Annotated in this window: 8 protein-coding genes; 1 reads left to right on the top strand and 7 read right to left on the bottom strand. The window is 37.2% G+C overall.

What is annotated here, in order from left to right; translation table 11 throughout:
• The first annotated feature begins 233 nt into the window (after positions 1 to 233).
• A complete protein-coding gene (locus BLU80_RS09105; RefSeq protein WP_170831190.1) occupies positions 234 to 1,280 on the top strand; it encodes a 3'-5' exonuclease in 1,047 nt (348 codons plus the stop codon).
• A gap of 1 nt (position 1,281) precedes the next feature.
• Here the strand turns inward: BLU80_RS09105 and BLU80_RS09100 are convergent, their stop codons facing one another.
• From BLU80_RS09100 to BLU80_RS09070, 7 genes are read right to left on the bottom strand one after another with little or no spacing between them, the layout of a single operon-like run.
• Entirely contained in the window at positions 1,282 to 4,506 is a 3,225-nt protein-coding gene (locus tag BLU80_RS09100) for a type I restriction endonuclease subunit R (RefSeq protein ID WP_091397320.1), read from the bottom strand.
• 11 nt (positions 4,507 to 4,517) lie between these two features.
• Positions 4,518 to 6,776, bottom strand: coding sequence for a hypothetical protein (locus BLU80_RS09095; protein WP_091396972.1), 2,259 nt, complete (start codon positions 6,774 to 6,776; stop codon positions 4,518 to 4,520).
• Entirely contained in the window at positions 6,776 to 7,945 is a 1,170-nt protein-coding gene (locus BLU80_RS09090; protein WP_091396968.1) for a hypothetical protein, read from the bottom strand. The genes BLU80_RS09095 and BLU80_RS09090 overlap by 1 nt, the downstream gene beginning before the upstream one ends.
• 18 nt (positions 7,946 to 7,963) lie before the next feature.
• Positions 7,964 to 9,196, bottom strand: coding sequence for a restriction endonuclease subunit S (locus BLU80_RS09085; RefSeq protein ID WP_091396964.1), 1,233 nt, complete (start codon positions 9,194 to 9,196; stop codon positions 7,964 to 7,966).
• Positions 9,193 to 10,230 (bottom strand): PDDEXK nuclease domain-containing protein, encoded by a 1,038-nt coding sequence (locus BLU80_RS09080; RefSeq protein WP_091396961.1) that lies wholly within the window; start codon positions 10,228 to 10,230, stop codon positions 9,193 to 9,195. The genes BLU80_RS09085 and BLU80_RS09080 overlap by 4 nt, the downstream gene beginning before the upstream one ends.
• A 48-nt stretch (positions 10,231 to 10,278) precedes the next feature.
• A complete protein-coding gene (locus BLU80_RS09075) occupies positions 10,279 to 11,163 on the bottom strand; it encodes an ORF6N domain-containing protein (RefSeq protein WP_091396957.1) in 885 nt (294 codons plus the stop codon).
• Positions 11,156 to 12,691, bottom strand: coding sequence for a type I restriction-modification system subunit M (locus tag BLU80_RS09070; RefSeq protein WP_091396953.1), 1,536 nt, complete (start codon positions 12,689 to 12,691; stop codon positions 11,156 to 11,158). Before BLU80_RS09070 ends, BLU80_RS09075 begins: the two co-directional genes overlap by 8 nt.
• Positions 12,692 to 12,970 lie beyond the last annotated feature (279 nt).

Here is a 12,970-nt window from a genome sequence, read left to right as displayed (position 1 = left end):
ATAGAGAAGTGGAATCGGCGTAGCCGATGTATTTCTGTGGTGGGTTTTTGAGGCATCAGCATCCAGATAAGAAAATCCGGGAAAAAATCCGGGAAAAAAAGTCTGCTACATATAAATACAATAGTATATATTTGACCTGATAGAATTATGTCTACACAAAGAGCTCTATGACGGTGCACTCTTAATTACCGAAAACGGTGCATTGTTATTTACCGATCACAATAGAGAGTAAGGTGCTCATCACTACATACACCCAGGCGAACGAAACCGAAATAAGGAAAAAAATTATCGAGAAAAATAAGTGCATCCCTAAAAATATTGTTGTCCAGACTTGGTTTTCCTTTTTATTAAAACACGGGGCAAGGCCCTTTCAAGGCGTATTATTTGAAAAGAAAATCAAGGGACTAATTCTGGTAAATAGTCAATCAGGACAGAAAGGGTCTACCCGAGCAGGTCAACCAATATATTTTGGTGAAAAAAAGGAATTTGAGCAACACTATTTTTCTAATTCTCAAAAAATATATTCCGATAAACTTTCAAAATTCGTATTCCGTTGTAATGAAAGATCCAAGGGCAATGTAATTGATCGAATTTCCAGAATCTATTCCCATATCTTTGTTGACGAGGTTCAAGACCTTGCTGGTTATGATCTGGACATACTTAGGCTATTTTTTGATTGTAAGTCTACAATTCTACTGGTAGGCGATCCCAGGCAAGGCACCTATTCAACAAATAGCGCATCTAAAAATAGAAAATTTCGTAAAGCTAATATTGTAAACTTTTTCACCGACCAAATTGGTAACCTAGCAAAAGACGATACATCATTGATGGTAAATCATAGATGTAATCAGCCAATCTGCGAATTGTCAAACAAATTATTCCCAAAATTTCAAGCCACAACATCCAGCAACAATACCCAAACTGAACACAATGGTGTATTTTATATCAATGAAGAAAATATTGATGACTACATAAAGAAATTTCAGCCCATTCAACTCAGAAACGACCGAAAAGAGAATAGGATTAGGGAAAACTGCCAAGTAATGAATTTCGGCGAAGCTAAAGGGTTATCTTTTGACAGAGTCCTTATTTATCCGACCAAACCCATTTTAAATTGGCTAAAAGACAATAACACTACATTAGCAGAAACAAGTCGTTCCAAACTTTACGTAGCAATAACAAGAGCACGATTTAGCGTTGCCATTGTGAATGACGAAGAAAAAACCGGCAGTTTAATTCCGCATTACAAATTTAATACTGAAAACCAGCCTCAAAAGTAAATCAACCTGTCAATTCCTTAGCTATCCTCTCGGCCTGCTTGATAATGTTTTCGGTCGCTAGTAACTGCATGTCCGGCGGATAGCCGTATTTTCTCAATAGTCTTTTTACAGCAACCTTAAGTTTAGATTTTACACTCTCTTTGATTGTCCAGTCGATAGAAGCATTTTGGCGAATCGTTTCAGTAAGCTGAACGGCCAATTCCCTCAACTTATCCTTCTGCATAAGTTCCACCGCGCTTTTATTATTAGATACCGCAGTATAAAAGGCGTATTCAAAATCCGTTAAACCCATATGTGCTGGCTCTTTGTCCTTTTCGACAATTATTTTACTCAGCTTTATCAGTTCTTCAATTACCTCAGCGGCCGTTAAAACTTTGTTATGATATTTATTAATGGAAGTTTCAAGCATCTCCCTAAAAGACCGGCCTTCAATCAGGTTCTTTTTTGTTCTCGCCTTAATTTCATCATTCAATAATTTCTTTAAAACTTCTAAGGCAATATTTTTATGCTCCATGTCCCTGATTTCCATGAGGAATTCATCGGAGAGGATAGAAATGTCAGGTCGTTTAATACCTGCCGCATCAAATACATCAATGACGTCTTCCGAAACCAAAGCTTTATCGATCACCTGGCGAATAGTCGTTTCTATTTCTTCATTTGTTTTCCCAGATCCAGTACCGTCAAATTTAGCCAACCTTGCTTTAACAGCCTGGAAAAATGAAACTTCCTCTTTTACATCCATCGCCTGTTCATGGGGAATAGCAATAGCAAACGCTTTAGAAAGTGCAGTTACTTCGTTGATAAACCGCTTCTTTCCGTCTTCCAGACCCAGAATGTGGTCTTCGGCAGCCAGGATCATGGATAATTTCCTAGAAGTCGTCGCATCAAAATAATCTTCGTATGCAAATCCATGGAACATTTGTGATACCACCTCCAATTTCTCCAACATCAATTGAACAGCTTGTTCTTGCTGGATGGTCGGATCCCCCTTTCCACCTGCATCAGAATAAAAGGAAAGCGCCTTTTTCAGATCCGCAGCGATCCCCAAATAGTCCACAATTAGCCCTCCGGGCTTATCCCTATACACCCTGTTTACCCGGGCAATTGCCTGCATAAGATTATGCCCCTTCATGGGTTTGTCTATATAAAGGGTATGCATACTCGGTGCGTCAAAGCCCGTCAGCCACATATCCCGAACAATGACCAATTGCAACTCATCATCAGGATTCTTCATCCTTTCGGCAAGATCCCGCCTTTGCAACTTTGTCGTATGGTGTTTAGCTATTTTAGATCCATCTGAGGAAGCAGAAGTCATGACCACCTTAATGGTGCCCTTCTTTAAATCATCCGAGTGCCACTCCGGTTTCAGCGCAATAATTGCCTCATATAATTCAACAGCTATTCTCCTGCTCATAGTGACGATCATTCCCTTCCCCTCAAACACCTCCTGTCTTTGATTGAAATGCGAGACAATATCACGAGCAATATTCTTTATTCTGTTCTCGCTTCCAACCAGCGCTTCTAATTGAGTCCATTTTGCTATGGCCTTCTGGGTATTGGTCAGATCCTCCCGATCTAACTCATCATCCAGGTCTTCCACCAACTTCTTGCCCTCTTCACTTAAATTTACTTTAGCCAGCCGGCTCTCGTAATATATCCGGACGGTCGCACCATCTTCAACTGACTGAGCAATATCGTAGACATCTACATAATTTCCAAAGACGGCAGGTGTATTAACATCTGCATTCTCAATTGGTGTCCCCGTAAAACCTAAATAAGTCGCATTAGGCAAAGCATCCCGCATATATTTGGCAAAACCATACACAATCTTTTTACCAATTACATTTCCATTATAATCCTTTTCATCAACCGTTTTAGGCTTGAACCCATATTGAGTCCGATGCGCTTCGTCGGCAATTACCACTATATTCTTCCTGTTAGACAGCAATTCATATACATTCCCCTCTTCCGGCTGAAATTTTTGAATGGTCGTAAAGATTACGCCGCCTGATGCAACTTTTAGAAGATCCCTTAATTGATTTCTATCATCCGCTTGAACAGGCTCTTGCCTCAATAACTGTTTTGAAGCAGCAAAAGTGTCGAAAAGCTGATCATCCAGGTCATTACGATCCGTAATGACCAAAATAGTCGGATTATCCAGTGCCAAAACAATTTTACCCGTATAAAAAACCATGGATAACGACTTACCACTACCTTGAGTATGCCAAACCACTCCAGCCTTTTTATCCCCGCTAGGCTGCGATTTCACCCTTGGAAGACCATACGAAACCGGAGATTCCATCACCACATTAAGTGGCGCCTCCTCCCTGGAAGCAAATCCAGTTGCTCTCAAAGTAGATTCCACCGCCTTATTGACCGCATAATACTGATGATAAGCAGCAATCTTTTTGACCGTCGAAATCGTTGTAATCCCAGTCAGCAGATCCTCAGATTTAAATTTCTCAAATACAATAAAATGCCTGATTAAATCAATAAGTGTTTCCTTATTCAGCATTCCATGGATCAGTGTTTCCAGCTCACTTTCCAAATGTGAGGCAAGTGATATACCATTCTTTGTCTTCCAGGACATAAACCGGGAGAAACCAGAAGAAACCGTACCCGTTTTTGCCTCCAGACCATCAGAAATTACCACAAACCCGTTATAAGTGAATAAACCAGGAATAATCGCCTTATACGTCTCCACCTGATTAAAAGCCGTTCTTACAGTCGCTTTCTCATCAGCCGCATTCTTTAATTCCATGACCACAAGCGGTATCCCATTCACAAACAAAAGAACATCAGGGCGCTTGTTATTCCCATTCTCTACAATAGTAAATTGGTTGACCACAAGAAACTCATTATTAAGCGGATACTTAAAGTCAATCAGCCAAACTCGATCACCCCGATCATCTCCATCGACACGCTTCGATACAGGAATACCTTCAGTTAAATACCGGTGAAAGGTTTCATTGTTGCTAAGCAATCCCGGAGAAACAATCCTTTGAATTTCCTTTATTGCTCCCTCCACGATATCACTCGATAAATGAGAATTGATCTTCTTAACCGATTTGCGCAGGCGTTCCAATAATAAAACCTGTTCAAAACTTTCCCGTTCTGGCGTATCACTATCGCATGCTATGTCAGGACCATAAATATATCGATAGCCCAAGAATTCAAGTCGTTCAATCGCTAATCGTTCTATATGATTTTCTGTAATATGGGTCATATATTTTACCATTATATACTTAATTTGTGGAATTGTTTTATGCATTTTGCAAAAATTCTTACCCGACTATCTTTTATTTTATTGAGGTCTTCAATTAAAATTAAATAATGGTCCTTCCACAGCCGCAATTTCCCAATCGCCAAAGCATGCAAAAATTCAAATATCGCTTCTCCCTGATACTCCTCAATATGTTTAATGTAAGTTTGTAACAGCATAAGCATTTTATTTGAATGATCAACACTAAAGGAATAATTCAACTCCTCTGATTTTGCTGATCGTAATATTGCAGCTTGAATTATACCATCATTAAAACGGTTAAATAAGTATGGGTCCAGAACGTTCTTAACAAAATTCGTTTGATAAAGACCATCATTCATATTACTTCTCATATTATTAAGGACGCAAGAAACGGTAAAATAGACGTCTGATTGAGTAATATTTCCGTAGTAGTCATTATTATTAAAAAAAACCGAATTTTTACGTATTTCTAATTCTTGACTATCCATATTAGGGTAAAATATTCTATTACTACCTCCTTTCAATTCCATACTCGAGAATGAATTAATAGTACGAATCCTTTCACTAATGAACTTAGAAGGCTTGTTCAGACTTTGTTGAACAGCTTTCAAGTGTTCTACTTCTACCTCCCAAGGAGTTTCAGAATTAGCATTATCGCAGTATAAGGTCTCAACTTCTATAAAGGAAGCATTATTAGCGCCATACAATCCATATTTAATATTACCCTTAAGGTCACTATGCCTTGTAGAATCACTAATTCTAGTGATTCCAACAAAATATACAAGCCTAAAATGCTCATAGTTCCTAAAAAATCGATTAAGATACAAAAGATTCTTTCCATTAGTGATACAAGATCCGACAATAACAATTGCACCAACTTGATTTTTATCAATTTGACCTTCCGAAAGATCAGCTTGATTTATTACTAAAATATTGTGTCTTGAATCTTTCTGTACTTTCTTGTGAATATATGTAGCCAGTTTCTCAGATCCAAGGTCATTAAGGTATACAATATATTTAGTAGCTGCGGGAATATATTGTTTAATATAAGCATCCAATTTATCCTTATGCGTTTTATACTCATTAATATTGTCAATTACCTTTTCATAATCTATATAAGTGGCATATGTTTTTCTTTTAATAGAAGGATCACTATATGAAACTTTTAATGCAGTTCCAATTTTTGCTTTAAATCTGAAACTATCAACAAACTCTTTTATGTCAATGGTAATATATTTCTTTGCATTAATATTTCTCAGATTTATTATCGGTTCATCAAGACTAAAAGAATCTCCTAATATTTGAATCGCTGTTGAATAATTGTTGCAATATTTGCAGGGTCTTATCGGAGGCTTGAATGTTTCATAGGATTTTATTCCATAATTCAATTTGCTATTAACTCCCAAATTACAAACAACACGCTCAAAAACTGCAGGTGAATGTTTATCTAATGGCAGGTAAAAAAGCGTACTGATCTGATTCGAATTAATTTCAGGATGTTGTTCTTTAAGATAATTAATTAGACCTCCAGAAGTAGAAGCGGAAATCAAAAAAATAGAGTTATCATAAAACTTTTGCCTATTGTCATAGATTCCACTATATGATTTAAAGGATTCCACATAAATCTCTTTATCCATTCCAAACCTTTTTAGGAAGTTAGCCATTGAATAGCCAATTACTGTAATAGATAACGTATCGCAATAAATATTTTCAAAATTTGATTCTTTAAAAAGATGTAAGGTCGTTAACCCAATAAAATCTATCTCACTTTTCTTCACAAGAACATTTGCAGCTCTCAAAAATTTTGTGGAATGTTTCCCAGAAGGAAATACGAAATGGTGAGAAATACCACTACTTTCGACGAGCCCTCCATTCTTAATGAAAATATTTGCCAACCCCTGATTGATTATTTCCTTTAGATTACGTTTTATAAATAAAACACCATTTGCAATCTTAAAACCTAACTGATCATAGGAAATGTAAAAAATATTTTTTCTTAAAAAACCTTCCTCAACTGTAGGTATGCTCTTTAAAATAGAGTCTAAATTCCCCACAACTAACGTTTCTATATTAGGAGTCGTAGAACAATGGATAAATATTAAAGCCCCCGTTTGGTGAAACGTACTGAAAAACATTTCAAGTTCTCTTCTCAATGAATCAAAAGAATACTCAGAATTCGGGTTGAAGATTATTGTTGCATCTCGACTAATTTTGTCATCAAGAACAGCATTATAAATATAAAATTTACCCATCAGTTTGATTTTTTAAAAGGGTATAAAATGCTAATAAAGGATCCCTGTAGCTTTGGCGAATCCATTGAATCGAAATTTAGTCCATTCCAATCTTCGAGAATCAGATCGTCAAGCTTTTCAATATCAATTGGTTTATATTCGCATTTTATGAGATCCCTATATACGCAGTATTTATCGGTTAATATTCTTAAAAACCCTTTTTTATTTAGAATGTTCAATATTCTATCTAATCCAATCCCTTTTTTTGATTTTAAGTTAGAAGTGGATGTAGTTTGATTTTTAACGAGGCATCTCTTAATAACATCAATATCTTTGAAGTTCGGGGCGGAATGAAATTTATCAATAAAACCGATTCCCGAATCATAAATCAAAATTTCGAGGTAATATAACTGCCCCAGTTCATTTAAACAAGAATTTATAATCTCGGAACTATTAAAAAATGCAAGTAAAGGAGTCGAAGCGTACTCTTCAACTAATTTCTCATGACTATTAACGTGAAAACGTAAGTATACACCTCGGATACTCGAACTAAAATTAATGTTTTCTTTATCTGTCTTCCCCCATTCATCAGTATTTTTAGCGAGCTCATACACAATTGCTCCAATGTCATTTTTGATTCCCGCAATTTCAGATAGATTATTTTTATTAAAGGTAAGTATATATTTCTTCAAGATTAATTCAAAAATATTGCTTATTTGATCTTCATCATCGTTAAAACCGTTTGAGTTTTCCAATAATCTGACATAGCCCGGTAAATGATCGACCATAGTCAAAAAGAATTTATTCCCTTTCATTCTGCTGAGAGAATTCATTTTTTTGAAAAAAGAATTTTGTTCTTCTCGTAATAGACTTTTAATATCTGTATCTTGTTTATCAACAAAAGACGCAGTATTCCACAACAACGAAATGATCGGGTAAAAATATTCCTGATCATAAAGAGCGATTAGGTCGTCTCTAAGAATATTTAATTTTAATTTCTTTATAGAATATTTATTATTTATTGTAATCACAAAACTTAATAGATCTGCCAGTAATCCAAACGAATATCTACTAATTTCACTTGGAAGAATCAGCACAATATCTCCCAAATCACTCTGACCAAAATAGAGCTTCCGTAAATCGCTCAATTTTCTTGGGGAAATATTCCTATTAATTTTTATCTCAACCATAAACAACATTTTTTAAGGTTATTTATTCCCTTGCTCTTTTACCTTAACTTCTCCATTCATTAGTTTCGGCAATAAAGTATCGCGCAACTTCATGAGAATTCGGATTTGATATTTATTTCGATTAATTTTTTCAAATAAATGCTTAACTTTTTTTTGGAATTCCATTACTGTTTTTTCGTCTGGCATTAGGTATTCCAAATCATTTAAAAGAGCCTTATAGTTTAAGTTCTTAATTCCAGAGCTGCCATTCTCAAGATTAAAAAATTCATCCTGATTATATAAGTATTGAATATAACAGTATAGGAAAAATGAATACTCTTCCTTTTTAATTCTTATCAGTCTGCAGAAATTAGAAAATATTAGTGGTTTATCAAAAAGTCCTTTAATATCCTTGTTGATATAACAAACTCTTCCAGTAGATTGATTTTCGGTACCTCCAGATATTTCAATAATTAGATCCCCTTCTCTAGGCTCAATATTTAAAAATTTCTTTTCTTTCACAAATCGAATTGGTGTTCTTTCAGGTAAGCCATTGTTTAAGTCTGCAATATCAGTACCACGAATACAATATACAGGCTTGTTGAATTCACCTACTGCGTTTTCTTTCCCCCATTCCCCACCTAATGTATCAATGGCCCATTTCCCTAAAGTTTCATTCTCCCACTCCTCCTTCGCTTCCTCCACAAACCACTGCCGAAAAAGCGTTTCGGCCATTTTTTCTAAGGTTTCGTTTTGGCATTGCAGCAGGTCTATTTTATCATCTAAACTGCTAAGGATAGAGGCAATAGCGATTTGTTCGCGCAAACTAGGGATTGGATATAATATATTTTCAAATGTTCCTAGGTTAATGTTATCTTGAACGGACCCTTCACCAATATACTTTAGTTCCTTTTGGAAGTGATTTAAGGTATAATATACGAAATCCAAATCCACTATGCTCTTATCTGGAATAAAGCCCAAAACACTATCAGGAAAGCAGGCATCAAAATCTAATATTGCTAATTCCGCAATGTTGGCCGCTATTGTAATACAAAGTGTACCTTTCGGCCATAACTTTGATTGTTTAAGGCCTTCTTCACTATAGGTTTGTTGATAGTGTCTTATATATTTTGACGCCTCTCTAATTTCTCCAGTTTGAATAAAAGGATATTTACCTCCATACAAATGAAATGCATATCGAGGTCGATGCCGAGAACGACCTCTTTGGAGAATTCCTAAGTCTTTAAGTTTATACTCCTTCCACTCACTCATTTGTTTTCCATTTGTTTTTTAGACATTTCAATAGCACTGTGCAGTTTTTGCTGCAACAGCTTCTTATCCGGCAACTGAGTAAGATACTCAGCCACCCTAATTCCCGACTGATCAAGTTGCAGTAATTCAATCTGCTCCTTATTACCTTCAGCGCAGAGCAAAAGCCCCAACGGAGCTTCTTCTCCTGGTTCCATCTCATTCTTTTCTAACCACCGGAGATATAGCTCCATCTGACCTTTATAAGCCGCTTTGAATTTTCCCAACTTCAAATCTATGGCAATCATCCGTTTAAGTTTTCGATGGAAAAAAAGCAAATCCAAGCTAAAATCCTCCCCATCTATTATCATACGTTTCTGTCGTCCTACAAAAGTAAATCCCTGGCCCAACTCCATAATAAAACCCTCTATTTGGCGGAGTACGGCATCTTCCAGATTCCGTTCACTATAAGTATCTTTTAAGCCAAGAAAATCCAGAAAATATGGATCCCTAAATACCAAGTCAGGAGTCAGTTTGTCCTCATCGCGCAAGCCCTTTATTTCCTGTTTTATTAATTGATCAGGCTTTTTGCTGATGGCAGTTCTTTCATAAAGCATCCCATCGATCTTACTTCGAAGTGTTTTAACGCTCCACTTTTCAATCCTGCACATTTCAGCGTAGAACTCACGCTGTAATGGATCTTTTAACGGAATAAGTGCAATGAAATGTGTCCAGCTCAATTGTCGTATCGCCGATACGACAATTTGCTCATCGGGGAAAACCTCCGCAAACTGCATCATTCTGCGAAGATTTTTCTCAGAAAACCCATTGCCGAATTGTTCCGTTAATTGCACAGAAAGTGCCGCAACAACCTGTTTCCCGTAATCAGCCCGTTTGTTGCTGAGTACCTCAGAGTTTATTCGTCTGCCTATTTGCCAATATAAAAGCGTAAGCGTAGCATTTACCGTCTGTGCAACATGACTCTTGCTTTGCTCAATCAGCTCAGAGATATCCGTGAAAAGCTTTTGTCCGTGATTCGTATGCTTTAATTCCCCCATGACTAGTTTACCAATTTAATTTTATTTAAACCACTATAAATCAACATTTTAATTACTACCTAACGTTAAATGTTTTAAGACCGAAAACACTTCCACATCCATTTTTGAAAATCCAAACCACTTTTTCCCTAAATCTTTCAGTGATGCACCAATATGGTACAATTCTTTATCGTCAATGATCAAAAATCGGTCATGAGCCGTTTTAAACTCCTTCAGTGTTATAGCCGAATATTGTTGGTTGTGTTTTTCTAAGTCTAATTTCAAGTTTTTGCTAATAGTTTTGGTATAACATACGCAATTCACTCCTTTTTTACGTTTGTTCAACAGGGTAAAAACGGAATCGTCTAAATAATTGTCTATCAAGATTAAAGAATCCTTGGCTTTTCTAATTAAATCGGAAACAAAATTATAAGCATCAAAAACTTGCCCGTCGAAAAAAATGCCTTTTTGTGGCAACTCGCTTTGTTCTAATGCAGTGAAAATCTGGCTAAATTTCTGATCATGTTCAATCAGTTTGTTTTCAATATTTGAGAGTCGTAAGTGCTGAATTGTTTCATGCCCAATAATCCTTCGCATTTGCACAAATGCATTCATAATCTGCACACTGACCCTTATAGCTACATTGCTACGTAGAACAGCTGATAGCATTGCAACCCCCTGCTCTGTGAAGGCGAATGGAAGCGTACGCCTTCCTCCATGGCCAGAACTTGAGGTCACAGATTGTGACCTCAAGTTCTCATATTCCTGATCCGTGAGTTGAAAGTGAAATTCTTCTGGAAACCTAGCTAAATTTCGCTTCACTGCCTGATTAAGTGCTTTAGTATCAACCTGGTAAAGATCTGCCAAATCGCTGTCCAACATGACCTGCTCACCCCGGAGCGCGTATATTCGGTTCCCGATTGACTTTTGCGATATGATTAGTTCCTTACTCATATTTGATCCGTTTCAGATTTTCATTAATTAACTTATTCAATTTTGCCTCTTCTTTCAATTGTCCTTCAAATTCCGCTTTCAACGCTGAAAACCGCTCATTAAAGTCAAAATCATCCTCCTCATCCGGCAACCCAACATACCTACCCGGCGTAACCACATAATCCAATTCTTTTACCTTACTAATAGGCGCAGAAGCGCAAAAGCCTGCAACATCCTCATAATCACCCCTTTTATTACGCCAATTATGGTAAGTGCCAGCAATTTTGGCAATATCCTCAGCCGACAACTCCCGAGTCCGGCGATTGATCAGGTGCCCAAGGTTCCGGGCATCAATAAATAAAATCTCCTTACTACGGTCCCTGAACTTTCCGTTTTTGCGGTTACGGCTCATAAACCACAAAGCCGCTGGAATCTGTGTATTTAAAAACAACTTAGCCGGCAGATTAACGATACAGTCGATTAAGCCTTCCTCAATCAGTGCCTTCCTGATATCTCCTTCGCCCGAAGTCTTAGAAGTCAATGCACCCTTTGCTAAAACCACCCCCGCTTGCCCATTGGGAGCCAAATGGTAAATAAAATGCTGCAACCAGGCAAAATTAGCATTACCAGTAGGCGGCACACCAAATTGCCAACGACCATCCTTACGCATAAGCTCACCGCCCCAGTCACTCACATTAAACGGTGGATTCGCAATAATATAATCTGCTTTCAGATCCTTATGTGCATCGTTTAAAAATGAGCCCTCATTATTCCATTTCACCTGTGAGCTATCAATACCACGGATTGCCAAGTTCATCTTTGCCAACCGCCAGGTGGTCTGGTTGCTTTCCTGACCATAAATGGAAATGTCATTAACGTTGCCCCTATGGTCCTCCACAAACTTTTCCGATTGCACAAACATGCCACCAGAGCCACAACAAGGGTCAAAAACCCGCCCCTTAGAAGGCTCCAACATTTCAACTAATAATTCAACTACGCTTCGAGGCGTATAGAACTGACCGCCCTTCTTTCCTTCTGCCAAGGCAAATTCACCCAGAAAATATTCAAATACATGACCCAGGACATCAGCACTTCTGGATTTGGCATCCCCCAGCGCGATATTGCCAACCAGATCAATCAACTCACCCAAACTCGTTGGGTCCAGATTTTGACGAGCAAACACTTTCGGTAAAACTCCTTTCAGCGATGGATTCTCCTTCTCAATGGCGTCCATAGCATCATCCACAAACTTGCCAATTTCAGGTTGTTTGGCTTTGGACTGAAGAAAACTCCATCTCGCATCCTGAGGAACAAAGAATACATTTTCAGCTTTATACTCATCCTTGTCTTCCGGATCTGCCCCACTATCAACATCACCACTCAATTTAGCATATAGATCCTCGAATGCATCCGAGATATATTTCAGGAAAATAAGCCCCAATACAATATGCTTATATTCCGCCGCATCAATATTCTTACGGAGTTTATCCGCCGCCTTCCATAACTGCTTTTCCAAAGGCTCCTCTGTTTTTTCTTTTTGCTTCGCCATTAATTCGTTTATAGATAATTAGGTTCCAATTGACAATTTTTCATCATATCTCCTCAAAGATACAATCAAAGACTAATAATATTAGCTTAATTTAACTTTTATATTGAATCTACCCATATTTTAAAAAGGCCGCCATCCAATAATAAAAAAATATCTAACAGCATTTCCTGCAATTGGTTGTGTATATGTTAGTTTAGGCTAAAGTAGTAAATAAAATTGAATATGATGAGTGTTTTTAATTTAATACCCTTGCCTTTAGCGATTCCCCCTAAGCATAGA

This window comes from Arachidicoccus rhizosphaerae, from assembly GCF_900107765.1.
GTDB classification, from domain to species: Bacteria; Bacteroidota; Bacteroidia; order Chitinophagales; family Chitinophagaceae; genus Arachidicoccus; species Arachidicoccus rhizosphaerae.
This window is presented reverse-complemented; position numbering and strand designations above follow the sequence as displayed.

What these genes read in the sequence shown, in the direction of transcription:
- BLU80_RS09085 (WP_091396964.1), bottom strand. Translation starts at nt 9,196, where the DNA reads ATGAGTGAGTGGAAGGAGTATAAACTTAAAGACTTAGGAATTCTCCAA.
- BLU80_RS09100 (WP_091397320.1), bottom strand. Translation starts at nt 4,506, where the DNA reads ATGACCCATATTACAGAAAATCATATAGAACGATTAGCGATTGAACGA.
- BLU80_RS09095 (WP_091396972.1), bottom strand. Translation starts at nt 6,776, where the DNA reads ATGGGTAAATTTTATATTTATAATGCTGTTCTTGATGACAAAATTAGT.
- BLU80_RS09090 (WP_091396968.1), bottom strand. Translation starts at nt 7,945, where the DNA reads ATGGTTGAGATAAAAATTAATAGGAATATTTCCCCAAGAAAATTGAGC.
- BLU80_RS09080 (WP_091396961.1), bottom strand. Translation starts at nt 10,230, where the DNA reads ATGGGGGAATTAAAGCATACGAATCACGGACAAAAGCTTTTCACGGAT.
- BLU80_RS09075 (WP_091396957.1), bottom strand. Translation starts at nt 11,163, where the DNA reads ATGAGTAAGGAACTAATCATATCGCAAAAGTCAATCGGGAACCGAATA.
- BLU80_RS09070 (WP_091396953.1), bottom strand. Translation starts at nt 12,691, where the DNA reads ATGGCGAAGCAAAAAGAAAAAACAGAGGAGCCTTTGGAAAAGCAGTTA.